The sequence below is a fragment of the Nocardia sp. NPDC059240 genome, assembly GCF_042753865.1.
In the GTDB taxonomy this organism is placed as follows: Bacteria; Actinomycetota; Actinomycetes; order Mycobacteriales; family Mycobacteriaceae; genus Nocardia.
The window spans coordinates 139,405-165,325 of the sequence record NZ_JBHZAC010000005.1 but is presented as its reverse complement, the minus strand read 5'-3'; the positions used below and the strand labels follow the sequence as shown (position 1 = coordinate 165,325).

The window sequence follows — 25,921 nt, the reverse complement described above, 5'->3', positions numbered from 1 at the left end:
GTCGCTCACCGCGGTTCGCCGCGGTGAGCGATGAAACTTTCGAAACACAGACGGCTGGAACAGGTTCGGAGAACTGGCGTGACGAGCATGGTGGCGGCGAACCCGCTGTTGACGATGGTGTCGGAGGCCATTGCGGTGGCGCGGGCCGCGGAACGCGGGGATCTGGTCGCCCGGCTGGAGACGGTGGCGGGCAAGGTGCGGGATCCGCGACGGCGGATCGTGGTGGCCGGGTTGGGGAATCAGGGCAAGAGCCGATTCGTCAACGCGCTGGTCAATCTGGATATCTGCCCGGTCGCCGACGATTCGGCCACCGCGGTCACCACGGTGCTGTCCTACGGCGCGCAGCCGAGCGCGACCCTGATCGCCGCGGGTGCCGACGGCGGGGCCAACACCCGGGAGTCGGTGCCGTTCGACGCCGTCGCCGCGGTCACCGGTCGCCCGCACGGCGGCACGGTGCTGAGTCCCCAAGGCCGGGCCGTGCTGCGGCTCGAACTGGAGGCCCCGAGTCAGCTGCTCGCCGACGGCATCGTGGTGGTCGACACGCCCGGTCTGGGCGGGCACGGAACCACCGGCGCGGCAACGGTGCTCGCGCAGGCTCCGGCCGCGGACGCGGTGCTGATGCTCACCGACGCCTCCACCGAGCTCACCGAGACCGAGGTGGATTTCCTGCGGCAGGTGCGCGAGTTGTGCCCGGCGGTCGCGGTGCTGGTCACCAAGATCGACCTGTATCCGCATTGGCGGCAGGTGTTCGAGGCCAACCGTAAGCATCTGCGCGCCAATGACATCGAGGTGCCCATGCTGCCGGTCTCGGCGGTGCTGCGGGCGCACGCCATGCGCCTGCAGGACGAGGGCCTGGGCCGCGAGTCCGGTTTCGGGCTGGTGTTCCAGTTCCTGCGTGAGCAGGTGGTGGCCCGGGATCAGGCGGCGCTGCGTCGCGCAGTCGCTCTCGACATCTCTTCGGCCGCCGAGCATCTGGCGCTGGCCCTGGGCAGCGAACTGGTGGCGCTGCGCGATCCGGCGCGCGGCGCGGCGGCGATCCGGGAACTGCACGCCGCCAAGGCCGAGGCGGAGAAGCTGCACCGGCACACCGCCGCCTGGCAGCAGACGCTCGGTGACGGCGTCACCGATCTGGCCGGGGATATCGACCACGATCTGCGCAACCGCCTGCGCGATATCGCCCGCACCGCGGAGGACTGGATCGACGAGCACGATCCGGGCCGGCACTGGGACAGCATGGACGAATGGCTCACCGCCACCGTGGGTTCCGCGGTGGGCGACAATCTGGTGTGGACCGGTACCCGCGCGGTGAAACTGGCCGAGCGGGTCTCCACCCATTTCACCGACCTGGGCGCGGTGGATCTGCCGGAGGTGCGCGACACCCTGGACGGTGATTCCCGCACCGAATCGTGCACCCTCGCCGATCTGGAACCCGATCTTGGCTTGGGCCACAAGCTGCTGGTCGGCGTGCGCGGCTCCTACGGTGGCGTGGTGATGGCCGGCATGGTGGGCACCATGGCCGGGATGGCCTTGATCAATCCGATCTCGCTGGGCGCGGGAGTCCTGTTGGGCGGCAAGGCGTTCACCGATGACAAGCGGGCGCGGCTGGCCAAGCGGCGGGCCGACGGCAAGATGGCGGTGCGCCGCTACCTCGACGATGTCGCCTTCCACACCGGCAAGGAGACCAAGGATCGCCTGCACCGCATCCACCGGCTGCTGCGCGATCATTTCACCGCCATCGCCGAGCGCACACTGCGCTCCATCGACGAATCTCTGCGCGCGGCACAGGAGGCCGCGAATCTGGAGGCGGCGCGGCGCACCGAACGGGCCGCCGAACTCGAACGCCGACTGCGGGTGGTGGCAGAACTCCGCCACCACGCCAACGCCCTGCTCGGCCCGGAGGCTGCCTTGCTGGGTCCGGAGGCCCACGCAGCTATCGCCCCCGGCACGCTGCCGCAACTCCCACCCGCCGCGCGCTGAGTCGACTCCTCGCCCTCGCGGTCTAGGCTGCACGGGGGTCGTGAACCCGGCTCGCGGAACTGGGAATCGGCTGTGAGAGCTGCGGAGACCTGCTAACGATTCCCCGTGGTCCGCCGAATGCCTTGCGGACGCACGAAGGTGCGATGTACTGCGGAATCGGGAGCCTATGAGGGACGACGCGAGCGGTGTCGGATACGGGCTGGTGCCGGAGACCCGCGGATTGGTGACCGCCGCGCGGCGGTCACTGGGTGATCGGCCGCGGGTGCGTGCGCAGCTGGACGAGTGCGCGCGGCGGCTGGACGAGCCGTTGCGGGTGGCGTTGGCAGGTCAGCTCAAGGCTGGGAAGTCGACGCTGTTGAATGCTCTGGTGGGGCAGGACATCGCGCCCACCGACGCGACCGAGTGCACGCGCCTGGTCACCTGGTATCGCAATGGCACCGCGCCACGGGTCACCGCGTACAGCGCCGACGGTGCCCGCGCGGATGTGGTGGTGCGGCGCGGGCGCGGGGCCGAGGGACTGCCGGGCGCGCACGGGCTCACCTTCGATCTGTCGGCGCTGCGCTGGAATTCGCCGACGCCGCGTGAGGTGGATCAGCTGTCGGTGGAGTGGCCGTCGGCGGAGCTGGCGCAGACCATCATCATCGATACGCCCGGTATCTCCTCGCTGTCGCGGGAGGTGTCGGCGCGGACCTCGCGGCTGCTGACGCCGGGCGGTCCGGGTCCGGCGCTGCCGCCCGCCGACGCGGTGCTCTACCTGTTGCGCCGGTTGGACACCGCCGACATCGACTTCCTGGAACGCATCGGTGCGGGATCGGCGGGCAGCGCCGGATCGACCGGGATCAGCGGTGCGCCGCAAGGCTTCTCGGGCCCGCTCGGGGTGATCGGCGTGGTGTCGAGGGCCGACGAGATCGGGGCCGGGCGCATCGACGCCTTGCATTCGGCGCGCGATGTCGCCTCCCGCTTCGCGACGGAGCTGGAGCGAACCGGCCTGTGCCAGTCGGTGATTCCGGTCGCGGGCCTGCTGGCCTTCGCCGCGGCTACCTTGCGCCAGCGCGAATACGACGCCTTCGAAGCATTGGCGTCGATCCCGGTGGACGACCTGACCGCGGCCCTGTTGTCGGCCGACCGCTTCGCCCACCCGGACCTGCCGCTGCCGGTCCCGGCGGAACTGCGCGCCCACCTGGCAGCCCGCTTCGGCCTGTTCGGAATCCGGTTGGCGGTCACCCTGATCCGTCTCGGTGTCCGTGGCTCGCAAGCGTTGTCGGCCGAACTCACCGACCGCAGCGGCCTCGACGAACTACGCACCGTACTCGACGTCCAATTCGCCCAGCGCGCCGACGATTTGAAGGCGCACTCGGCCCTGACCGCCCTGGCCCGCATCCTCACCGCCAATACCGGAACAGCCGCCGATGCGCTGTTGCCACGGGTACGTACCCTGCTCGCGGACGTCCACGGCTTTGCCGAGCTCCGCCTGCTGGCTCGCCTGCGTTCGGATGAATTGCCTTTGCCCGCCGAGGATCTCGCCGAACTGCACCGGTTGATCGGCGGCACCGGCGTCGCACCCACGCTGCGACTGGGTTTGCCGAGTCACACCGACCTGGCGACCCAACGCGCGGCGGCCTTGGCGGCCGTCCAGAAATGGCGGTCCCGCAGCCGCCACCCCCTGGCCGACCAGTTCTTCGCCAACGCCTGCCTCACCGCCGCCCGCAGCGCCGAGGGTCTCCTGGACATCCTGCACGAGCCCCCGACCACCCCGTTCGCGCGGATCACGCCGCGTTGACCGAGTGCGGGGAGGAAGCCACGTCTACACGGTGAACTGGTAGCCGACGACGGTCGGCGGCTCGATCCAGGAGGCGAACGGTACATAGCTGCCCGTCCGCGATCCCAGCGTCAACATCACCTGGGCCCTGCTGCCCGCGGCGAACCTGGTCACGTCGACGTCGAAGGTCATCGGCTCACCGGGTGTCCGGCCCGCCTGCAGGTAGACCTGTCGTTCATCCAGCTGGAGGGTGCCGATGTCGTTCAGGTCGGTGGAGTTCCAGCGGACGGTCATCCACTGACCGCAGGAATCGGGGTCGGCGGATCCGGCGGCAAGAGCATCGATGCCCAGCGCCTGCAGTTCGATCATCAGATGACCCGGGCGACCGGGATCGGTCTCGGCCCAGAACCGATAGTTGATTCGGCAGGCGATGGTGTCGCCGATGGCGCTGCCGCTCTCCGCGATCGGCGGGATCGGCCAGGGCGGTTGCGCCGGGGATACGACATCTGCCGAGGCGAGGGCAGTGCTGCCGAATACCGAAGCAAGCGACAATGCCGCAACGGTGATCGTTCGAGACATTCCGGCAAGTAAGCGCATGAGTACCCCCTGTAGACAACTTTCAGCAAATCACCTTCGCGGGTTGGTTGCCGGTTGTCAATTCGGGTTCGACCCGCACTGACCTGCGATGATGCGCCTCCGCCGGTCAGGGCGCGGTTCGGTCGCTGCGGGGGTCGACGAGGATTTTGGCGTGGTGGTCGGGGGAGGCGAGGGTGCTGAAGGCGGTGGCGATGCCTTCGAGGCCGACGGTCCCGGTGAGGAGAGGGGAGGGGTCGACCTTGCCGTCGGCGAGCATGTGGAGGGTGTCGCGGAATTCGCCGGGGTCGTAGCCGAGGACGAAGCGGAGTTCGATTTCCTTGTTGATGGCGGTGGCGGGCTGGAAGGCGTCCTGTTGCATGCAGACACCGACCACGACGACTCGGGTCATCGGCGGTGCGGCGGTGAGGATCTGGTCGATGACGCCGGGGACGCCGACGCATTCGAAGACGACCGGGCCGGACGGGCCACGATCGAGGGTGTGCAGGAGGCGGAACACCTGCCACCAGGGGAGGCCGGGGATGCGGCGCAGTCGCTCCATGGCGTCGAAGCCGAGGTTGAGAATGTCGCTCGCGCCGGTGATGCGGGACGGCTTGGGTGTTGCCGCCCAAGGAGATTCGGTACCGGGGTCGACCACCACATCGGCGCCGCAGGCGCTCGCCAGTTCGCGGCGGCGCGGGGAGAAGTCGCTGGCGACGACCGTGCGCACGCCGGCCGCTTTCAGCATGCTGATGACGGCCAGTCCGATCGGACCGCAGCCGATGACGAATGCCGTCTGCCCCTTGGTGATCCGGCTCTTGCGGACGGCGTGCCAGCCCACCGCCATGGGTTCGGTCAGGGCGGCGTGGTCGGGCGAGAGACCGTTGGGGACCTCGAAGGTCATGGGTTCCTGCACCAGAACGTGTTCGGCGTACCCGCCGGGCGCGTTGGCCGACAGTCCGGTCAGTTCCGGTTGGCGGCCGGTGCGCAGGATGGGCATGGCCACCACCGGTGTGCCGGTCTTCCAGCGGCGGCGGGTGCCGGGCCCGTATTCGACGATCTCACCGGTGAATTCGTGCCCCATGACGATGGCCTGATCCGACCGCATGAAGTGGTCGTAGCCGGTGGCGGCGGCCAGATCGGCCATATCGTCACAGTGGGTGCGGGCGTGCAGATCCGAGCCGCAGATGCCGCAGCGGGTGACGCTGACGAGCACTTGGCCGGGCCCGGGGACGGGAGTCGGCAGGTCCTCGACCCGGAATTCACCCTTGGTACAGACTGCGGCGCGCATGACGGACTCCTGTCGAAAGACGGTGACAGTTCGGATTCTTCACCACCTGCCGTCAGACGGCGACCAGTTCGTCATCCTCCTCGATTTCGTGCTGTCCGAGCCGAGTATTGCCCGGCAGCGTCGCGAATCCGAGGCAGACCAGGGCCATCAGCCCGATGCCCCACAGCAGCGTGAAGTCGAAGGTGTGCGCGAAGTTGACCGCATTGGCCCGCTCGCCGGCGTGCGAGAGGGTCTGGGCGACAGCCGGATTCATGGCCGGACCCGACTGGCAGCTGGCCGGCACCGCCGAGGGATCCACCTCCGCCGACCGATCTCGCACGCAAGCCCGGAAGCCCGCCAGGATCTGATCCCGCGCCGTGTCGGGCAGCCCGGTCGCCGACAGTTCGGTACGGGTCTGGGCGGCAACCGAATCCACGCCGCGCGCCGAATCATGATCCAGCTGGGTGAAGAACAGGATGCCGACCAGGGCCACCCCGAGCGCCATGCCCAGCTGCTGACCGGTGTTCAGCAGTCCGGACGCAGCGCCCGCCTCACGGTCGGGAATCTGCCCGAGCAGCATGTCGATGGTCGGCGCGACCACGATGCCGAAGCCGATGCCGGTCACCAGTAGCGGCAGCACCATCTGCCAAGAGGTGAAGGCGGATTCGTAATGCGTGGCCATGGCGCCGTACAGCCCGAAGCCGCCCGCCGTGATCAGCCCGCCGACCAGCAGCACCCACTTTCCGAAGCGCGGGGCCAGCGCACTCACCGACACACCCGCCCCGATCCCCGCGCCGACCGCGAAGAACACCGAGGTGAGTCCGGCGCGCATGGGCGACCAGCCCAGCCCGGCCTGCATGAACAGCGTCCAGATCAGGAAGAAGCCGCCGAATCCGACCCAGAACAGCAGCCAGCTGGCGAGGCCGGTGGTGAAGGCGCGATTGCGGAACAGTGCCAGATCGATCAGTGGTGAGCCGACGGTCCGCGAGCGCCACCGCTCGTAGGCGATGAACCCGGCGAAGACCGCCGCCGCTGCGCCCATCATGACGAAAGTCCAGGCAGGCCAGTGCAATCGACGACCCTCGTTGAGCGGATACACCAGCAGTAGCACCGCGGACACGGCCAGTACCATGCCGACGACGTCCAGGCGGGGCGGGTTGGCGGACCGCGAATCCCGCATCACCACGGCCGCCGCGATCAGCGCGGCAATGCCGACCGGGACGTTCACCAGGAAGATGGGCCGCCATTCCAGGCCGAACAGATTGCCCTGCACCAGCAGCCCGCCGAGGGACAGTCCGACCGCGGAGGCCGAGCCGCCGACGCCGCTGTACACGGCGATTGCCTTGGCGCGCTCCTCCTTCGGGAAGGTGACGCGAATGATGGCCAGAATCTGCGGCACCATGAGCCCGGCCATGGCGCCCTGGATGAAGCGGGAGCCGATGAGCAAGGCCGGGGAGGTGGCGACGCCGCAGGCCAGTGAGGCCAGGGTGAATCCGGTGACGCCGATCAGGAACAGCCGTTTGCGGCCGAAGATGTCGCCGAGCCGCCCGCCGGTGATGAGGACGGCCGCGAAGGACAGCACGTAGGCGGCGATGATCCATTCGATCTGGGAGTAGGCCGCGCCCAGGTCTTTCTGAATGCTGGGTACGGCCACATTGACGATGGTGACGTCGAGCAGGTCCATGAATCCGGCGGCCAGCACGACGGCGAAGGCGATCCAGCGACGTGGATCGAGGGTGGGGGTGTTGTCGGTATCCATGGGGCGAGCTCTCTTCGCAATCAGGGGGTGGATCGACCTCTCAAACTATGCACCTGAAGTGATTATCAAACAAGATGGCAATCATGATTGGTGCGTTGCTGTATTCTTGACGGGTGACCGACGTCGATCCCGCATATCCACCGCTGTACGAGAGCGCCGCTTTCCTGTTGGCGCAGTTGGGATCCCATTCGTCCGCTCGGTTCACGGCGCTGCTCGCGCCGCTGGGTCTCAAACCCGCGCAGCACGGCTGCCTGCGCATCCTCGAGGCCAATGACGGGCAGTCGCAGCAGCAGCTGTGCGAAGCGCTCGGCATTCATCGCAATGTGATGGTCGGACTCGTGGACGACCTGGAGAAGCGCGGCCTGGTCGAACGCCGCAGGCACCCGGTGGACCGGCGGGCGCATGCCGTACACCTGCTGCCCACCGGGCGCGAGATGATCGCGCGCACCACCGAATTGCAGCGCGGCCTGGACGTCGAGCTGCTGGCCCCGCTCGATCCGGCCGACCGCTCCGTGCTGGTCGCCATGCTGCAGCGGGCCGCCGTCGGCAATGGGCTGACGCCAGGGATTCACCCGGGCTTGAAAGGCGAGAAGATCTGTGACGCGGATCACTGAGCAGTCCGGTCACAGCCGCTCGGGGCGCGTGTCCAACCAGGTGTAGGCAATTCACCCGGAAGGACACCGGCCATGGCCACCATCGACGTTCTCGACTCGTACATCAACTACTCCGACACCGGCAGCGGAGACGTTCCCGTCGTCTTCCTGCACGGCAACCCCACCTCTTCCTACCTGTGGCGCAATGTGATTCCGCACGTGAGCGGCGAGAACCGCGTGCTGGCACCGGATCTCATCGGCATGGGAGCCTCCGGCAAGCCCGAGAGCGACTACCGCTTCACCGACCATGCCCGCTACCTGGACGCCTGGTTCGATGCCCTGGGTCTGGACGACGTCGTGATCGTCGGTCATGACTGGGGCGGTGCGCTCGGCATGGACTTCGCCGCTCGCCACCCGGGCCGGGTGCGCGGCATCGCCGTGGTGGAGACATTCCTGCGCCCGCTGCACTGGTCGGACCTGCCGCCGCAGGGCGAGCAACTGTTCCGCCGGTTCTGGTCGCCGGAGGGCGAGAAGATGATCCTCGAGGACAATATGTTCATCGAATTCAACCTGCCCACCGCGATTCCCACCCTGACCGCCGAGGCGCACGACGCGTACCGCGCGCCGTACCCGACCCCGGAGTCGCGCAAGCCGCTGCTGGCCTGGCCGCGGGAGTTCCCGATCATCGGCGAACCGGGCGACACCGTCGCGATCGTCGAGAACTACGACCGTTGGATGGCCGCCACCCCCGAGGTGCCCAAGCTGGTGATGCATGTGGATCAGGGCGTGGGCCTGGGTTCACCGGAGGTGGTGCGGTGGGCCGCCGAAACCTTCGCGGCCGCCGAAACGGTGAATATCGGCCCGGCCGGTCACCACTGCCCGGAGGAGCGGCCGGACGAGATCGGCTCGGCCGTCGCCGACTGGATCCGCCGCCACGCGCTCACCTCGACCCGGGTCGAGGCCTGAAAATCCCCTCCCACAACCGACCGGTTCGACCGGTTAGCCTGGATTCGCCGTGGCAGGGCCGATCGCGGGGCGAGGACTTCCTCGCCCCGCGATCCCTGTTCGGCGCTCACCTCTCGACGACGCCCGTTCCTGCTCGCGTCCGGCGTATCCCATTGCGCGCTGTGTAATTCGCGCCCAAGCTGGCTGGATGCAGACCGAATCGAGCAGCGCCGGAGATGAGTTCGAGATCGCCCCCGGCGAGGCTTCGGCGGACACGGATCGCGAGCTGGTCGCCCGCGCTGTCGCCGGTGATCGGGCCGCCGTCGCGGATGTGGTTCGGCTGCTGCAGGATCCGATCTATCGACTGGCGCTGCGCATGGTGTGGCGGCCCGCCGACGCCGAGGACGCCACGCAGGAGATCCTGCTGCGGACGGTCGGGAATCTGGCGAGCTTCCGGGGCGAGGCCAGGCTCACCACCTGGGCCTATCGCATCGGTGTCAACTATCTGCTGAATCTGAAGCGGCAAACGCCGCAGGAGATGCGGCAACTCAGCTTCGACGAGTACAGCGAAGGGCTGAAAGACGGCCTGGCGGAGGAGGACTACCGCGGGCCGGAAGCCACCGTGCTGATCCAGGAGACGCGGCTCAACTGCAGTCAGGCCATGCTGCAATGCCTCAGCCGCGATGAGCGGGTCGCGTACGTGCTCGCGGATGTCTTCGAGGTGAGTTCGGACGAGGCCGCCTGGATCGTGGATGCCACGCCCGCCGCGTATCGCAAGCGGGTGGAGCGGGCCCGGAAACGGCTCGGCAATTTCCTCGAATCGACCTGCGGGCTGGCGAATCCGCAGGCCTTCTGCCGCTGTTCGCGGCGGGTGGAGAAGGCGGTAGAGCTGGGGCGGGTGGATCCGCGCCGCCCCGCTTTCGCCGCGCACCCGATCACGCCGGGCGGTCGCAGTGTCGAGCGGGCCGAGGAGCAGATGGTGCGGTTGCACGATGCGGCCGCCGTGCTCGGCGCGCACCCGGATTACGCTGCGCCGCAGGCGAAGATGGAGGCCATCGCGGGCCTGCTGCGGTCCGGACGATTCCCGATGCTGGGTTAGTTCGCGGTGCCGAACTTGCGTTCGTAGGCCCACTGAGCGAGTTCGGCGGTCACTTCCGCCAGTTCCGGGGTGGCGTCGCAGTCCGAACATTCCAGTCGCACATCGACTTTCCCGGTGCAGCCGGGATGCCGGTAGGTGATGGGCGGCCCGTCGGGAGCCGCGTGGCGGTCGCCCCAGGCGGTGAGCGCGAGGATCACCGGTTTCAGGTCGAGGCCCTTGTCGGTGAGCGTGTATTCGGTGTGGCCGGGTGCGCCGCGCTGCTCGAAGATGCCGATCTCGACGAATTCGGCGAGCCGCTTGGTGAGGATGTTCGGCGCGATGCCGAGCCCGCGCTGGAACTCGGTGAACCGGGTCATGCCCGCGAACATGGCATTGCGCACGATGAGCAGGCTCCAGCGCTCGCCCACGACCTCCAGCGTGCGTGCGGCCGAGCAGACCTCTCCCTCGTACATGCGTCCCAACATGACCTCAGATTGGCGTATCCGCTTGTGTGATGCAAGTAAGGTCGCTATCGTCATGCAAGTAAGTTACGCAGGCAAATGCCTGCATAAACCTTCACTCCGATCCTGAGAAACGGGACTCGCCATGACTGATCAGAACTTCACTGTCAGCTTCACCGTCGACCACACCCCCGCCGAGGTTTTCGCCGCCGTCCTGAATCCCCGCGGCTGGTGGGGCGAGGACATCGCCGGCGGCACCGAACGCCAGGGCGACACCTTCGTCTACGAGGTCCCCGGCGTGCATCGCAGCGAGATCGAGCTGACCGAGGTCGTGCCCGATCGCCGCGTGATCTGGCTGATCAAGGACAACTGGATGAACTTCGTCGAGGACAAGACCGAGTGGGTGAACAACGAGATCCACTTCGACATCACCGAAACCGAGGGCGGTACCGAACTGCGCTTCACCCAGATCGGCCTGGTCCCGGCCTACGAGTGCCACGATGTCTGTTCACCGGCATGGACCTTCTACGTCACACAGAGCCTGCGCGACCTGGTCGTCACCGGCGTCGGACTGCCCGGCGGCCTGCCCGGTCAGCGGGAGGCGATCGAGGCCGCGCGAGCCTGATTCAGCCCTCGCCCAGCAGCTTTCGCGCGAGCGGGACCACCTGCCGCGCGAAACGCTGCACCTGGTCGACATCGAATCCCGGCGGCCAGTAGACGAAGGTGTCGAAACCCGCGTTGCGGGCCAGATCCACGATGATCTCGGCCCACTCCTGCGGTGAGCCGTGAATCGGGTCGGAGCCACGGGGATTCGGGTGCAGCGGCCGATCGCTCACCACGCCCGGCAGGGCGGCCATCCGGGTGATGGTGCGCGGGTCGCGCCCCACCGAGCGCGCCACCGCATCGATGCGCGCATTGGCTCCGGCCCACTGCTCCCACGGCATCCAATTCGGCAGTGGCGCAACCCATCCGTCGGCCGCCGACCCGATCAGGTCCAGGGCGTGCGGGCCCAGGGCGCCGAGCCAGATGCCGATATCGTGAGCCGGTGCGGGCCCACCCTCGATGCCCTGCACCGTGTATTCGGTGCCCACCACCGAAACCAGTTGTCCCGGACGCCATTCCGCGCGAATGATGGCGATCCCCTCCGCGAGTGCCATCAGCGCCGCGCGTCCCTTGCGGGCGGGTCCGCCCATCCCGATCACGCCGCTCTCGAAAGCCCCGGACCCCAAACCCAATTCGAACCGGCCACCGCTGAGCAGATCGAAGGTGGCGGCCTGTTTGGCGAGCATGGCGGGCGTGCGCAGCGGCAGATTCGCCACCCCCGGATAGACGCTGACCAGTCCGGTCGCCGCCAGGCAGGCCCCGATCACCGCGAACGCGTCCCCGAATTCGGCGTTGTACGGATGATCCTGGATCCCGACCAGATCCAGGCCCTCGGCGTCGGCGGCCACGGCCATATCGATGACGTCCGGCAGTGCGGCCGCGACGGGCGGGATCGAGATACCGAATCTTGCCTGCATCGAGCCTCCTCACCAGCGGAAATCGACGATTCAGATCTTCGTGTGCGGTCCGGGTGATACCCGGCATTTCGGACGTCCGCCCCGCACCCGGGCGTGTCTGCGGAGGTGGTGACTCCGTATCCCGAAGCCGCGCGGCGTGGCCGGATTCCGTTTACGATCCCCGCGTGAGCTCCAGATCGTCCGGAACGGCCGGGGATGCCGCCGCGTCCGGACGGATGCGGGCACGGGACATCGACCGCGTGAACACCCGGGCCATGCTGGACGCCGCCTACGAGGAGGGTGAACTCGGGGTCGAGGAGTACCACCAGCGATCGGAGCGGGCGCAGGCCGCGCAGACGCTGGGCGAGCTGCAGCGGCTGATCGGGGATCTGCAGCCGAGCGCCAAGGCCGTGAACCTGAACGCCGCCGGAAAACGGGTGCGGCGCAAGGCCGGTGGCGGGTATCCACCCGGGACGCGGGCACGCGACAGCGATCGGCAGGCCGCGTGCGAGCTGCTCGACGCCGGGCTGGCGGACGGTCAGCTGAGCGTCGACGACCATCGCACGCTCACCGAACTCGCCGGGGGCGCAAAGACTCTGGGTGATCTCGCGCAGCTCACCGACGATCTGCAACGGCCCGCCGACGCGCCGCCGGATGCCGAGCCGCCGACCTCGCGGCGCGAGATCTGGTTCACCATCGGGGTGGTGGCGGCCAGCATCGCGGTCGCGGTGGGGACCTTCATCGCGGTGGACCGGCCCGCCGACCGGGCGGCGGGGCCACCGTCGGTCGACATCGGCGTGATCAAACCGCTGGTGCTGCCCCGGCTGAAGCTGACCGAGGCGGAAGGGCTCACCTACTTCCGGGACGCCTATCGCCGCAAGTTCGGTGACACCATCGTCGATTCGGCGGACCTGTTCCCCGACTACGCCTCGGTGGTGCGTGGGACGCAGCCCAATCGGCAGTCGCGCTACTACTATCGCGGCGGCTTCGATCTGGGCACCGCGCCCGAGACCAGGTCGCCGCAGACCCCGACCGTGGATCTGGCGGCCCTCGATGTCCAGGCGATCGCGGCGGTGGAGGCCCGCGCCGCGGACCTGACGAAAGTGCCGGACGGCGTCGTCGACAACCTCGATATCGTGGGCACCGCGAATGGTCCTCTCGTGCGCATCTCTGTGGGCAATACGGCCAAGGAGAGCGGCTACCTCGAAGTCACTCCGGATGGCCGGATCGTACGCACCTCGGCGTTCGGTGGATAGGCGAGATCATGGCTGATACACGCTCCCAAGGACTGCGGGCCCGCGACTCCGATCGCGTCGACGCCTGCTCTCTGCTCGACGCGGCCCATGAACTGGGCGAGCTCTCCGCCGTCGAACACACCCAGCGCACCGCGAAAGCCATGGCGGCCACCACCTTCGGTGAGTTGGACGCGGTGCTCTCGGATCTGCAGATTCCGCGCAATCTGGTGAATTCGCCAGTGGTGCGGGCGAATCGGCGTGGCCCCTCCACCCGCTGGCGAGTGGCGGCCGCGATCCTGGTGGCGGCGGCCGTGCTGGGCGCTTTCGCCGGTTGCGTTTCGCGGACCGCCGCACCCAAACCCCCACTGCCCGACCCGACCACGGGCCAGGGCCTGGCCAGTTTCGTGGCCGCCTACAAGGGCCACTACGGAGACACCAAGGCCGACCAGGTCCTGCTGTTCCCCACCTACGCGATCATCGCGCGCCGCAAAGACGCATCGGCGCGTGATGCCTCGATTCGCTACGACGGCACCTTCCAGTCCTGGTCCGATACGCCCCGCTCCCCGGATATGGACGTCTTCGATATGGCGCTGCTGGACCTGCCGAAGCTCGCCGCCCTGCTCGCGGGCGCGCCGCAAACCCTCGGCCTGGCAGGCGACCGGATCAGTCATGTCGAGATCGCCCATGGCGCCGATGGCAACCCGGTGGTCAGCATTTATGTCGGTGAGAACGGCAAGAGCGGCTATTTGACCGTCACCGCGCAGGGCGAACCCGTGGCGGTCTACCCGCCCAAGTGAGCGGTCGCATCCCCTGCAAGAATTTTTTTGTGGTGTGGGAATAGGTGACGTGCGCCTTCGGTTGGCACAGGTCAGTAAGGTTGAGCGGGTCGGACTCAAGTTCAAGTTGCATACCGCTGCCGGCGGGTGCAGGATTGAGCGGACCACGCTCAGTGTTTCTGAGATGAAGTGCCTCAGGCACTCAGGTACGTCAACACAGGAGGAATCACCATGGCTCGTGCGGTCGGTATCGACCTCGGGACCACGAACTCTGTCATCGCCGTTCTCGAAGGCGGCGAACCGGTCGTCGTGGCCAACTCGGAAGGATCGCGTACGACCCCGTCGGTCGTCGCGTTCGCCAAGAACGGTGAGGTGCTTGTCGGTCAGCCCGCCAAGAACCAGGCCGTCACCAACGTCGACCGCACCATTCGGTCCGTCAAGCGCCACATGGGCGAGGACTGGTCCGTGGAGATCGACGGCAAGGGCTACACCCCGCAGGAAATCTCCGCGCGCACGCTGATGAAGCTGAAGCGCGACGCCGAGGCGTACCTCGGTGAGGAGATCACCGACGCGGTCATCACCGTCCCCGCCTACTTCGAGGACGCGCAGCGCCAGGCCACCAAGGAAGCCGGACAGATCGCGGGCCTCAACGTCCTGCGCATCGTCAACGAGCCGACCGCGGCCGCGCTGGCCTACGGCCTGGACAAGGGCGACAAGGAACAGACCATCCTGGTCTTCGACCTCGGTGGCGGCACCTTCGACGTGTCCCTGCTGGAGATCGGTGAGGGCGTCGTCGAGGTCCGCGCGACCTCCGGTGACAACCACCTCGGTGGCGACGACTGGGACGAGCGCATCGTCTCCTGGCTGGTCGACAAGTTCAAGGGCACCTCGGGCATCGACCTGACCAAGGACAAGATGGCCATGCAGCGTCTGCGTGAGGCTGCCGAGAAGGCCAAGATCGAACTGTCGTCCTCGCAGTCGACCTCGATCAACCTGCCCTACATCACGGTTGACGCGGACAAGAACCCGCTGTTCCTCGACGAGCAGCTGACCCGCGCCGAGTTCCAGAAGATCACCTCCGATCTGCTGGACCGCACCCGCAAGCCGTTCCAGTCGGTCATCAAGGACGCCGGCATCTCCGTCGGCGACATCGATCACGTTGTGCTCGTTGGTGGTTCGACCCGTATGCCCGCCGTGTCCGACCTGGTCAAGGAACTGACCGGCGGCCAGGAGCCCAACAAGGGCGTGAACCCGGACGAGGTCGTCGCCGTCGGCGCCGCTCTGCAGGCCGGTGTGCTCAAGGGTGAGGTCAAGGACGTCCTGCTGCTCGATGTCACCCCGCTGTCGCTGGGTATCGAGACCAAGGGCGGCGTGATGACCAAGCTCATCGAGCGCAACACCACGATCCCGACCAAGCGCTCGGAGACCTTCACCACGGCCGACGACAACCAGCCGTCCGTGCAGATCCAGGTCTTCCAGGGCGAGCGCGAGATCGCCTCGCACAACAAGCTGCTCGGATCGTTCGAGCTGACCGGCATCCCGCCGGCCCCGCGCGGCGTGCCGCAGATCGAGGTCACCTTCGACATCGACGCCAACGGCATCGTCCACGTGACGGCCAAGGACAAGGGCACCGGCAAGGAGAACACGATCAAGATCCAGGACGGCTCCGGCCTGTCCAAGGAGGAGATCGACCGCATGGTGAAGGACGCCGAGGCGCACGCTGCCGAAGACAAGCAGCGTCGCGAGGAGGCGGAGACCCGCAACCAGGCCGAGTCGCTGGTGCACCAGACCGAGAAGTTCATCAAGGACAACGAGGACAAGGTCCCGGCCGACGTCAAGACCAAGGTCGAGGCGGCCATCGCCGAGGCGCAGGAAGCGTTGAAGGGCACCGACATCGGGGTCATCAAGACCGCGGTGGAGAAGCTCGCCACCGAGTCCCAGGCGCTGGGTCAGGCCATCTACGAGGCCTCGGCCGCCGATCAGGCCGCCCAGGGCAACGGTGACGCGCCGCAGTCCGACGACACCGTCGTGGACGCCGAGGTCGTCGAGGAGCCTGAGAAGAAGTGACGAACCAGAACCCGGAACCAACCATCGATCCGGCAGAGTTCGAGGGACGCTTCGCAGCGACGGGTGAGGTCTTCGAGGCCGCGGCGGATTCCGCCGCGGCCCTCGGGGCCGAGGGTTCTCCCGAAGCCGGCGCGGACGTCCTCGCCGACGCGATCACGGCCGAATTGGCCGAGCGCACCGCCGATCTGCAGCGTCTGACGGCGGAGTACGCCAACTACCGCCGCCGTGTCGAGCGTGACCGCAAGGCCACCATCGACAATGCCAAGGCGACGGTCGTGAGCGAACTGCTGCCGGTGCTCGACGATCTGGATCGCGCCCGCGCGCACGGTGACCTCGACAACGGGCCGCTCAAGTCGGTCGCGGACAAGCTGGTCACCGCCCTGCAGAAGCAGGGCCTCGAGGAATTCGGGCTGGAGGGCGAGCCTTTCGACCCGACCCTGCACGAGGCCGTGCAGCACGAGGGCAGCGGGGTCGACCCCGTGCTCGCCCTGGTGATGCGCAAGGGTTACCGCTTCGGCGATCGCGTGCTGCGGCACGCGCTGGTCGGCGTCACCGACGGTGTCGCGGATCTGGCTGCGGCGCAGCCGGATACGCAGAACGCTGGCACCGATGCCGCTGGCACTGAGTAATCACCTACCGACGCCTTCGGCGTCATCGACAGCAATGTCATCGACAGAGAAAGGAGGAGATGCCCGGTGAATCGAGAGTGGCTCGAGAAGGACTTCTACAAGGATCTGGGTGTTTCCTCCAGCGCCACCCAGGACGAGATCAAGAAGGCCTATCGCAGGCTGGCCCGTGACCTGCACCCGGACAAGAACCCCGGGGACAGCACGGCCGAGGATCGGTTCAAGGCCGTCAGCGAGGCGAATGCCGTGCTGTCGGATCCGGAGAAGCGCAAGGAGTACGACGAAGCACGAAAGCTGTTCGCCGGCGGCGGTTTCGGCCGCGGCGGGTTCACGCCCGGGGCCGGTTACGGTCAGCCGGGCGGGTTCTCCGGCGGCGAGTTCAACCTGGGTGACATCTTCGGTCCCGGCGCTAATGCCGGGGCTGCCGACGGTGGTCTCGGGGATCTGCTGGGCGGTCTGTTCAATCGGGGCGGCACCCGCACCTCGTCGCGTCCGCGGCGCGGTTCGGATGTCGAGACCGAGACCACCCTGGGCTTCCGCGAGGCCGCCCAGGGCGTGACCGTTCCGCTGCGCATGACCAGCCCGGCCGCCTGCACCACCTGCCACGGCAGCGGCGCCAAGCCGGGCACCAGCCCGCGAGTGTGCCCGCACTGCAACGGCTCCGGTGTGGTCAGCCGCAATCAGGGCGCGTTCGGCTTCAGCGAGCCGTGTGAGGACTGCCGGGGCACCGGGTCGATCATCGACGATCCGTGTGTCGACTGCCGTGGCAGCGGCATCCAGAATCGGACCCGCACCATCACCGTGCGCATTCCCCCGGGCGTGCGCGACGGGCAGCGGATCCGGCTGGCCGGTCAGGGCGAGGCGGGTCTGCGCGGCGCGCCGCCGGGCGACCTGTTCGTCACCGTGCACGTCAGCCAGGACAAGGTGTTCGGCCGCAATGCCGACGACCTGACCCTGGTGCTGCCGGTGTCCTATGCCGAATTGGTCTTGGGTACCACGGTTTCCGTGCCCACCCTGGACGGCCGCGTGGGCGTCAAGGTGCCGCCGGGCACCGCCGACGGCCGGACCCTGCGGGTGCGCGGGCGCGGTGTGCCCAAGCGCGACGGCGGCGCCGGTGACCTGCTGGTCACCGTGAAGGTCGCGATCCCGCAGAAGCTGGATGACAATGCTTCCGAGGCGCTGCGACGCTACGCGGAGGCGGAGAAGACCAGCGGGTTCGATCCACGTGCGGGATGGGCAGGTGCGTAATGAGTTCCGATCCGAAGAAAACCGAGGCTCAGTACTTTCTGATCTCGGTGGCCGCGCAGCTGGCGGGCATGCACGCCCAGACGCTGCGCACCTATGACCGACTGGGTCTCGTTTCGCCGCAACGCACTTCCGGCGGTGGACGACGGTACTCCGATCGGGATGTGGAGCTGCTCCGCGAGGTGCAGCGCCTGTCCCAGGACGAGGGCGTGAACCTGGCCGGCATCAAACGGATCATCGAACTCACCAACGAGGTCGAGGCATTGCAGCATCGGGTGAGCGAGTTGACCGCCGAGGTGGAAAGGCTGCGGGCCGGGTACCGGCCCGCGCATCTGACCCCTCAGCCCAGCACGGCGCTCGTGGTCTGGCAGCCCCGGAATCGGCGTAAGTCGTAGCAGGACAAGCGCATAACGAAGGCGGTGCCCCATCGGGGCACCGCCTTCTGCCGTTCGCCATGATGCGATTGTTGCGGGCAATGTGCTGAGTTGCCCTTGGGGACTGTGGGATTAGCGAAGTTCTTTATGCTGGTTAATTAAAAACAGACCGGTAGGTTATTTATTCCTACCATTAACGAGTTTTGTCCGTATGCTGCAGGGGAATTCGATGCATGCACGGTTGCGGTGGGATCGCTGTTTTCCTGAGTCTTGCAAAACGGATCTGACAGGATCGACGTCCGAAAACCCGTGTCATTCGGCGTTTTCCAGTTGAACAGTCTGTTTTGGCCTCTTAAACCCCGCAACGTTCACGTTTTTGAGGATAAAAGGGCGTGTTATTGAAACGTCCCGTTCCGTTGCTGGCTAACCTCGCCTACACTTGCTGAGCAACGGCTGCTGTCGAGTGTCCCGCAGCACTTCACTCGCCGGTCACGCCTGCGTTCGATTGCGAAATGGGGTTGTGACACAAATGGATTCGCGCACCGTCGCATTGATAAGAACAACGTTCAAGGCGGTAGCTGCGGAGGACGGTGGCCCCGAAAAGCTCGCGCGATCGTTCTACGCCATCCTCTTCACGGAGTACCCGCAGGTTCGCGATTTCTTCCCCGCCGCCCTGGACGCCCAGCGCGACCGGCTGGTGAAGGCCATCGCCTACGTGGTCGACCGGCTCGAGGAACCCGAGCGGCTGCTGCCCTTCCTGGCCCAACTCGGCCGCGATCACCGCAAGTACGGTGTGGTGCCCGATCACTATGCGGCCGTGGGGAAGTCACTCAAGAGCGCGCTCGAGGCGTACGCCGGCACCGAGCTGTGGACCGACGAGATCGGCCGCGCCTGGGACGAGGGCATCGGTGTCATCGCCAACACCATGATCACCGCCGCCGACCAGGAGACCACCCCGCCGGTCTGGACCGGCACGGTCATCGAACACCGGGAAGTGCTGCGCAATCTGGCCGTCGTGCGGCTCAAGCTGGATCAGCCCATGCAGTACGCGGCCGGGCAGTACATGAGCGTGCAGATCCCGTCCCGCCCGCGCATGTGGCGCTATCTGTCGCCCGCGATTCCCGCGAATGCCAACGGCGAGCTGGAGTTCCACATTCGCGGCGTCACCGGCGGCTGGGTCAGCCCGGCCATGGTCGGGCACACCCGGGTCGGCGAGCAGTGGCTGATCGGGTCACCGCTGGGCGGTCTCGGCGTGCCCCGCAATACCCGCCGCAAGATGCTCATGATCGGCTGCGGCACCGGTATCGCGCCGCTGCGTGCGCAATTGATGGCCATGACCGCGCGCCGCTCCAACCCGAAGGTGGATCTGTTCGTCGGCGGGCACTACCCGTGCGACCTCTACGATCTCGAGGTGCTCAGCCAATTGGCCTGCGCCAACAAGTGGCTCACCGTGCATCCTGTGACCGAGTCCACCGAGAACCCGTGGTGGCACTTCGACAATTCCGACGAGTCCCGGGAGTTCCCGGGACTGGAGCCGCGGCAGGTCGGCCAGATCGGCAAGATCGTGGCGAGCCACGGGGCGTGGGAGGACCGCGACGTGCAGATCGTCGGCGCACCGTCCATGGTGCAGACCACCAAGTTCCGGTTGATGGCCGCGGGTACTTCCACCGACAACATCCGCCACGACCCGCTGTTCTAGGAGGCGGCTCTAAAAGCCTTCGTAGCGAATGGATTCCGCGGGCGCGCCGATCGCGACCAGTTGGTCGATGGTGTTGCGGACCATCGCCGCGCCGCCGCACACCAGGATCTGGTGGTGGTCGAGCGGCCCGAAGCGTTCGGGGATGTCGGCGATGCTGCCCGGCATCATCTCCTCCGGACGGAAGCCGACATCCACCCGGCACTGCTCGTACCACGGATCGACCAGGCCCGGGTCCTCCTCGTCCTGCACCACGGGAATGACCGTGAGCCAAGGCATTTCACCGGCCAGCAGGTAGAGCATGTCGGCGGCGTACAGGTCGCGCGGATAGCGCCCGCCCACGAACAGGTGGGTGCGCGGCGGTTCGGCGCGGCGCGAGACATCCAGCAGCAGCGCACGCAGCGGGGCCAACCCGACCCCGTCGGCGATCATCACCACATCGGTGGTCTCCGGTTCCACGGCCAGCCAGCCCGCGGGCGCGCCGATCCGCCATTCGTCGCCCGGATGCGAGTCGGCCACGATGGACCCGCTGCACCAGCCGCCCGGCACCGTCCGCACATGGAATTCCAGCTTGCCGTCCAGTGACGGCGGCAGCGCGGAATACATGCGGCGCACCATGTTCGGATGCTGCGGCGTGCGCACCTCCACCGACTGCCCGGCCGCGAACGGCACGAACTCCCCGATCAACCGCACGACCGTGGTGTCCTCACGCAGCCGGTGCGCACCGACCACCGTCGCGGTCCACTCGGTCTGCTCGCCCAGCGACAGCGGGCCGGTCTCATCCGGGCCGATCGTCAACGCCTACTCCTCATCGAAAAGCCTTGTACCGCACCGGTACCGGTTACACCGGGTCCGAACTGATGGCCGAATCCGGGGTGCCCACCGCGTAGAGCGCGCGCCTGGTGTCCGCGATCATGCGGGCCGATCCCGCGATCTGGATCTGGCGGTCCGCCCAGGTCCCGAAGCTGGCCACCACCGCGCCCAGATTGCCGATCAGGCGGCGGTGCATGCCGAACGGGGTCTCGGCGGGCGGGTACGGGTGCCACCACGGGTTGGTCTCGTTCTCGCAGACCGGGATCACGGTGAGCCACGGATTGGATTGCGAGAGCTGCCACATGTTCTCCACATCATAGAGATCACACGGGTAGCGGCCGCCCATGAACAGGTGCACGCGCGGATTGATGCCGCGGCGGCCCATCTCGATCAACTGCGCCCGCAACGGCGCGATGCCGGTGCCGGAGCCGATCATCAGGACATCCTTGCGGCGGCTCAGATCCACATGCAGCCCGCCCAGCGGGGCCGCGATCATCCAGCGGTCGCCGACCTGCGTCTCGTTCACAATGGCCGGGCTCACCCAGCCGGTGCGCACCTTGCGCACATGGAATTCGATCTCGCCGTAGGGGTTCGTGGGGATCGCCGGGGACAGGTAGCGCCACATCTTGGGCCGCTGCGGAATCGCGATCGGCACGTACTGCCCGGCCTGATACGGGATCGGGGTGTCGGTCTGCAGCCGGACGATGGCCAGATCGTCCACCACCCGCCGGTGCCCGACCACCGTCGCCTCCCAATACGGTTGCGACTTATCGGAATTCGCGCCGATGGCCATGGACGCCGAGATCAGGATGGTGATGTCGCGCCAGCCCGCCTCCAGCGGCCGCGACCAATTCGCCGACCCGTTGTAGCTGCGGAAGGCCGAGAGCAGGGCGCGCCCGGCGATGTCGTAGTGCGCCGCCTCCACCCCGTACTTGCGGTGGTCGCGCGCGAGTTGCTCCAGGAAGCGCTGGGCACGATCCCAGTCCTCCAGGTTGTCGAGCACGAACTGGATGGCCGTGGCCAACCGTTTGGGCTGCATGTCCATGGCGGAGGGGAAAAGTTCCCGCAAGGCGGGGATCTCCGCGAAAAGATGACCGTAGAACGCGCTGATCAGCCGTTCGGGCCCGTTCGGGGCCTCGACGACTGTCCGAAAGTTTGCGCGGACCAGCGCTGCAGAACGCGCATCCACGACGTCGAGCTTCCCTTCCTTCGGAACAAACCCCGGAACGCCTGCTGCCAGGCGGACCTCCGCGTCAAGTATCCCTGAAAAGTTGGTGGTCGCACGGATATAGCGGAGGGCCGGTCGTTTTGTGTAACTCGAGGTTCAAGTGACGGGCCCGCGGCGGCTCAGATGACGAGCACCGTCTTGCCTCGTGCGCCGGGCGCGCCGATGACGTCGGCGGCCTCCGCGAGCGGGGGCATATTGCGGATCGGGACCATCAGGTCGCCGTTGCCGACCAGGCGCAGCAGTTCGCGCAATTCGGTGGCGCCGCCGTGGGATTCGAGGTTGCCGCCTTGAAGGCCGCGCGCTTTCAGATCGTCCTCGTCGGCGGACCAGATGGTCGAATAGGCCGCGCCGCCCGCCTTCACCAGGCTCGCGTTGTCGGCGAAAACCGTCGGCGGGGAGACCAGATCGAAGACCACGTCGATGCCGCCCGGATCGGTGATCCGCACCGAATCCGCGATCGACAGCTCCGAACTCTCGGCGTGCGTGGGCGAGTCGGTGACGGCGATCCGGCCGTAGTTCACCACCTCGGTCGCGCCCAGCCGGATCATCCGATCGGTGTCGTCGGGGCGGGCGGTGGCGATGACATGCGCCCCGGCCAGCGCACCCAACTGCACCAGGTACGACCCGACCCCGCCGGACGCGCCGACGATCAGCATCTTCTGCCCGCCGCGGACCCCGGCCGCGTGCATGAGGTCCAACGCGGTGATGCCGGCGGTCGGCAGCGCAGCCGCCCGGATCGCGGTGACCTCGTCCGGGAGTTTGGCGATGGCGCTGTCGCGCGGGACCACGATGTATTCGGCGAAGGTGCCGTGCCCGACCGGCGGGATCAGGAACTTCCCGACCACGCGTTCACCGATCTCGAAATCGTTCACCCCCGAACCGACCGCGGTGATGGTGCCCGCGCCGTCGGTGCCGGGAATCAGCGGAAAGTCGTGGGGCAGTTTGCCGTCCAGGAAGCCGTCGATGATCCGTTTGTCGAAGGGGTTCACTCCCGCCGCTTCGATCTGGATCTGGATCTGACCCGGTCCGACCTCGGGGACGGGCATGTCGGCGAGCTCCGGCTTGCCACCGAATTCACGGACGACGATCGCGCGCATAGAACTCCTTCACGTGGCGCCATCTCTGAAAGGGGTTTCAGGGGAAGCCCCTGAGAGTTCCGAGAGTTGGCTGGCGATGAGCAGGTGTGATGCGTCAACGAATGCGCCCATCGTACGCGTAGCGTAGGAAACGGCCTCGGACTCTTTACCTGGCGTCGAAAACTGGTCAGACTTGAGCGGAACAGACTCAACTTCTACCGCGTTGTAGTCAGCAACGACTAGTAGGAAGGTGACAGTGGACTCGTTCAATCCCACCACCAAGACCCAGGCGGCGCTGACCGCCGCACTCCAAGCGGCCTCCGCCGCCGGAAACCCGGAGATCCGTCCGGCGCACTTGCTGGTGGCGTTGCTGGATCAGACCGACGGCATCGCCGCCCCCTTGCTCAAGGCCGTCGCAGTCGACCCGGCGACGGTGCGACGCGAGGCCCAGGACATCGTCGACCGGCTGCCCCGCGCCAGCGGCGCGACCACCAGCCCCAACCTCGGACGCGAATCCCTGGCCGCGGTCACCGCCGCGCAGAAGCTGGCCACCGAGATGGGCGACGAGTACGTCTCCACCGAACACCTGATGGTCGGCCTGGCCCAGGGTGATTCGGATGTCTCGCAGCTGCTGCTGAAGTACGGCGCGACCGCCGACGCGCTGCGCGAGGCGTTCACCGCCGTGCGCGGCAACACCCGCGTCACCACCGCCGATCCGGAGGGGCAGTACCAGGCGCTGGAGAAGTACTCCACCGACCTGACCGCCGCCGCCCGCGAGGGCAAACTGGATCCGGTCATCGGGCGCGATCACGAAATCCGCCGTGTCGTACAGGTTTTGAGCCGCCGCACCAAGAACAACCCGGTGCTGATCGGCGAGCCGGGCGTCGGCAAGACCGCCATCGTGGAGGGGCTGGCCCAGCGCATCATCGCGGGCGACGTCCCGGAATCGTTGCGCGGCAAGAAGCTCATCTCGCTCGACCTGGGCGCGATGGTGGCCGGTGCCAAATACCGTGGCGAGTTCGAGGAGCGGTTGAAGGCCGTCCTGGAGGAGATCAAATCCTCTGCGGGACAGATCATCACGTTCATCGACGAGCTGCACACCATTGTCGGCGCGGGCGCGACCGGCGAATCCGCCATGGACGCGGGCAACATGATCAAGCCCCTGCTCGCCCGCGGCGAACTGCGGCTGGTCGGCGCGACCACCCTCGACGAATACCGCAAGTACATCGAGAAGGACGCGGCCCTGGAACGCCGCTTCCAGCAGGTGCTGGTCGGCGAGCCGTCGGTGGAGGACACCGTCGGCATCCTGCGCGGGCTCAAGGAACGCTACGAGACCCACCATCACGTGCGCATCACCGACTCCGCGCTGGTGGCGGCCGCGACCCTGTCCGACCGCTACATCACCTCCCGGTTCCTGCCGGACAAGGCCATCGACCTGGTCGACGAGGCGGCGTCCCGGCTGCGGATGGAAATCGATTCCCGGCCGGTGGAAATCGACGAGATCGAACGGGTCGTGCGCCGGCTCGAGATCGAAGAATTGGCGCTGGCCAAGGAAACCGACGAGGGCTCCAAGGCGCGGCTGGAGAAGCTGCGGTCCGAGCTCGCCGACGACCGCGAGAAGCTCAACCAGCTGATGACGCGTTGGCAGAACGAGAAGCAGGCCATCGACTCGGTCTCCGTGCTCAAGGAGCAATTGGAGAAGCTGAAGGCCGAATCCGCGCTGGCCGAGCGCGACGGCGACCTCGGCAAGGCGGCCGAACTCCAGTACGGGCGAATCCCCAAGCTGGAGAAGGAACTCGCCGACGCCGAGGCCAAGGCGAAGACCGCCGCCGACGGTGACGTCATGCTCAAGGAGGAGGTCGGGCCGGACGATATCGCCGAGGTGGTGTCGGCCTGGACCGGTGTCCCCGTGGGCAAGATGATGGAGGGCGAGACCCAGAAGCTGCTGCGCATGGAGGACGAACTGGGTCACCGGGTCGTCGGGCAGAGCGAAGCCGTGCAAGCGGTTTCGGATGCCGTGCGCCGCGCCCGGGCCGGGGTCGCCGACCCCAACCGCCCGACCGGATCCTTCATGTTCGTGGGCCCGACCGGTGTCGGTAAGACCGAGCTCGCGAAGGCGTTGGCGGACTTCCTGTTCGACGACGAGCGCGCCATGGTCCGCATCGATATGAGCGAGTACTCCGAGAAGCATTCGGTGGCCCGCCTGGTCGGTGCGCCCCCGGGCTACGTCGGTTACGACCAGGGTGGCCAGCTCACCGAGGCGGTGCGGCGACGCCCGTACACGGTGGTGCTGTTCGACGAGATCGAGAAGGCCCACCCGGATGTCTTCGACATCCTGCTGCAGGTGCTCGACGAGGGCCGCCTGACCGACAGTCAGGGCCGCACGGTCGATTTCCGCAACACCATCCTCATCCTGACCTCGAATCTGGGTGCAGGCGGTGACAAGGAGACGGTCATGAACGCGGTGCGCCGCGCCTTCAAGCCGGAGTTCCTCAACCGGCTCGACGACGTGGTCATGTTCCACGGGCTCGACGAGGAACAGCTGGAGCGGATCGTCGACATCCAGCTCGAGCAGTTGCAGAAGCGGCTCGCACACCGCCGCCTGAAGCTGGACGTCTCCGACTCGGCCCGCTTCTGGCTGGCCGTGCGCGGCTACGACCCGGCCTACGGCGCGCGCCCGGTGCGCCGGCTCATCCAGCAGTCCATCGGCGACTCGCTCGCCAAGGAACTGCTGGCCGGTGAGGTGAAGGACGGCGACACCGTGCGAGTCAACGTCACCCCAGACGGCGACACCCTCATCGTCGGCCGCTGACCAGCGAGAACATCGGCCCCCGCGTGAACTCCGGTTCGGGCGGGGGTCTTGCTGTTTGG

The 25,921-nt window shown here is 67.4% G+C and carries 22 protein-coding genes; 14 read left to right on the top strand and 8 right to left on the bottom strand.

The features are described 5' to 3' along the window. Positions 1–87 precede the first annotated feature (87 nt). Positions 88–1,977, top strand: coding sequence for a dynamin family protein (locus ACFXHA_RS19575; protein ID WP_379359581.1), 1,890 nt, complete (start codon positions 88–90; stop codon positions 1,975–1,977). A gap of 166 nt (positions 1,978–2,143) precedes the next feature. Next, positions 2,144–3,757 carry a dynamin family protein gene (locus tag ACFXHA_RS19570; protein WP_379358622.1) on the top strand — a complete coding sequence of 538 codons (1,614 nt, stop codon included), beginning with the start codon at positions 2,144–2,146 and terminating at the stop codon, positions 3,755–3,757. A gap of 24 nt (positions 3,758–3,781) precedes the next feature. On the opposite strand, the gene ACFXHA_RS19565 is transcribed toward ACFXHA_RS19570, so the two are convergent. From ACFXHA_RS19565 to ACFXHA_RS19555, 3 genes are all read right to left on the bottom strand, one after another. Further along, on the bottom strand, positions 3,782–4,315 hold the full coding sequence (locus tag ACFXHA_RS19565; RefSeq protein ID WP_379358620.1) for a hypothetical protein: 534 nt from the start codon (positions 4,313–4,315) through the stop codon (positions 3,782–3,784). A 124-nt stretch (positions 4,316–4,439) separates the two neighbouring features. Beyond that, on the bottom strand, positions 4,440–5,600 hold the full coding sequence (locus ACFXHA_RS19560; protein WP_379358618.1) for a zinc-binding dehydrogenase: 1,161 nt from the start codon (positions 5,598–5,600) through the stop codon (positions 4,440–4,442). Between the two features lie 52 nt (positions 5,601–5,652). After that, positions 5,653–7,338, bottom strand: coding sequence for an MFS transporter (locus tag ACFXHA_RS19555; RefSeq protein WP_379358616.1), 1,686 nt, complete (start codon positions 7,336–7,338; stop codon positions 5,653–5,655). Positions 7,339–7,451: 113 nt separating this feature from the next. On the opposite strand from ACFXHA_RS19555, the gene ACFXHA_RS19550 reads away from it, so the two are divergent. From ACFXHA_RS19550 to ACFXHA_RS19540, 3 genes are all read left to right on the top strand, one after another. Further along, a complete protein-coding gene (locus ACFXHA_RS19550; RefSeq protein ID WP_379358614.1) occupies positions 7,452–7,952 on the top strand; it encodes a MarR family winged helix-turn-helix transcriptional regulator in 501 nt (166 codons plus the stop codon). 72 nt (positions 7,953–8,024) lie between these two features. Next, positions 8,025–8,897, top strand: a complete 873-nt coding sequence (locus tag ACFXHA_RS19545; protein WP_379358612.1) for a haloalkane dehalogenase — start codon at positions 8,025–8,027, stop codon at positions 8,895–8,897. 187 nt (positions 8,898–9,084) lie between these two features. Next, positions 9,085–9,975, top strand: coding sequence for an RNA polymerase sigma factor (locus ACFXHA_RS19540; protein WP_379358610.1), 891 nt, complete (start codon positions 9,085–9,087; stop codon positions 9,973–9,975). Here ACFXHA_RS19540 and ACFXHA_RS19535 read toward each other — a convergent pair. Further along, on the bottom strand, positions 9,972–10,427 hold the full coding sequence (locus ACFXHA_RS19535; RefSeq protein ID WP_379358608.1) for a winged helix-turn-helix transcriptional regulator: 456 nt from the start codon (positions 10,425–10,427) through the stop codon (positions 9,972–9,974). The genes ACFXHA_RS19540 and ACFXHA_RS19535 overlap by 4 nt on opposite strands. Positions 10,428–10,560: 133 nt before the next feature. Here ACFXHA_RS19535 and ACFXHA_RS19530 point away from each other — a divergent pair, with 133 nt between their 5' ends. Then, positions 10,561–11,040 (top strand): SRPBCC domain-containing protein, encoded by a 480-nt coding sequence (locus ACFXHA_RS19530; RefSeq protein WP_379358606.1) that lies wholly within the window; start codon positions 10,561–10,563, stop codon positions 11,038–11,040. A 1-nt stretch (position 11,041) separates the two neighbouring features. On the opposite strand, the gene ACFXHA_RS19525 is transcribed toward ACFXHA_RS19530, so the two are convergent. Continuing rightward, a complete protein-coding gene (locus ACFXHA_RS19525; protein WP_379358604.1) occupies positions 11,042–11,935 on the bottom strand; it encodes an LLM class flavin-dependent oxidoreductase in 894 nt (297 codons plus the stop codon). A gap of 164 nt (positions 11,936–12,099) precedes the next feature. Between ACFXHA_RS19525 and ACFXHA_RS19520 the strand changes: the two genes are divergently transcribed. The 7 genes from ACFXHA_RS19520 to ACFXHA_RS19490 all read left to right on the top strand — a co-directional run bounded on the left by ACFXHA_RS19520 (position 12,100) and on the right by ACFXHA_RS19490 (position 19,936). Next, the gene (locus ACFXHA_RS19520) at positions 12,100–13,170 is read left to right on the top strand and encodes a DUF1707 domain-containing protein (protein ID WP_379358602.1); all 1,071 of its coding nucleotides are present in this window, start codon (positions 12,100–12,102) and stop codon (positions 13,168–13,170) included. Positions 13,171–13,178: 8 nt separating this feature from the next. Next, the gene (locus tag ACFXHA_RS19515; protein ID WP_379358600.1) at positions 13,179–13,946 is read left to right on the top strand and encodes a DUF1707 domain-containing protein; all 768 of its coding nucleotides are present in this window, start codon (positions 13,179–13,181) and stop codon (positions 13,944–13,946) included. A gap of 210 nt (positions 13,947–14,156) precedes the next feature. After that, positions 14,157–15,992: a molecular chaperone DnaK gene (gene dnaK / locus ACFXHA_RS19510; RefSeq protein ID WP_379358598.1), complete on the top strand. Its 1,836-nt coding sequence runs from the start codon at positions 14,157–14,159 to the stop codon at positions 15,990–15,992. Continuing rightward, the gene (grpE, locus tag ACFXHA_RS19505; RefSeq protein ID WP_379358596.1) at positions 15,989–16,621 is read left to right on the top strand and encodes a nucleotide exchange factor GrpE; all 633 of its coding nucleotides are present in this window, start codon (positions 15,989–15,991) and stop codon (positions 16,619–16,621) included. Before dnaK ends, grpE begins: the two co-directional genes overlap by 4 nt. Positions 16,622–16,687: 66 nt before the next feature. Next, positions 16,688–17,866, top strand: a complete 1,179-nt coding sequence (dnaJ, locus tag ACFXHA_RS19500; protein ID WP_379358594.1) for a molecular chaperone DnaJ — start codon at positions 16,688–16,690, stop codon at positions 17,864–17,866. Continuing rightward, positions 17,866–18,258, top strand: a complete 393-nt coding sequence (locus ACFXHA_RS19495; RefSeq protein ID WP_379358592.1) for a heat shock protein transcriptional repressor HspR — start codon at positions 17,866–17,868, stop codon at positions 18,256–18,258. Before dnaJ ends, ACFXHA_RS19495 begins: the two co-directional genes overlap by 1 nt. Before the next feature lie 508 nt (positions 18,259–18,766). After that, positions 18,767–19,936 (top strand): globin domain-containing protein, encoded by a 1,170-nt coding sequence (locus ACFXHA_RS19490; protein ID WP_379358590.1) that lies wholly within the window; start codon positions 18,767–18,769, stop codon positions 19,934–19,936. Between the two features lie 9 nt (positions 19,937–19,945). Here the strand turns inward: ACFXHA_RS19490 and ACFXHA_RS19485 are convergent, their stop codons facing one another. The 3 genes from ACFXHA_RS19485 to ACFXHA_RS19475 all read right to left on the bottom strand — a co-directional run bounded on the left by ACFXHA_RS19485 (position 19,946) and on the right by ACFXHA_RS19475 (position 23,071). Next, entirely contained in the window at positions 19,946–20,731 is a 786-nt protein-coding gene (locus ACFXHA_RS19485; protein WP_379358588.1) for an FAD-binding oxidoreductase, read from the bottom strand. 43 nt (positions 20,732–20,774) lie between these two features. Continuing rightward, positions 20,775–21,935, bottom strand: a complete 1,161-nt coding sequence (locus tag ACFXHA_RS19480) for an FAD-binding oxidoreductase (protein ID WP_379358586.1) — start codon at positions 21,933–21,935, stop codon at positions 20,775–20,777. Between the two features lie 158 nt (positions 21,936–22,093). Further along, positions 22,094–23,071 (bottom strand): NADP-dependent oxidoreductase, encoded by a 978-nt coding sequence (locus ACFXHA_RS19475; RefSeq protein ID WP_379358584.1) that lies wholly within the window; start codon positions 23,069–23,071, stop codon positions 22,094–22,096. Positions 23,072–23,306: 235 nt separating this feature from the next. On the opposite strand from ACFXHA_RS19475, the gene clpB reads away from it, so the two are divergent. Further along, positions 23,307–25,862, top strand: coding sequence for an ATP-dependent chaperone ClpB (clpB, locus tag ACFXHA_RS19470; protein ID WP_379358582.1), 2,556 nt, complete (start codon positions 23,307–23,309; stop codon positions 25,860–25,862). The last annotated feature ends 59 nt before the right edge of the window (positions 25,863–25,921 follow it).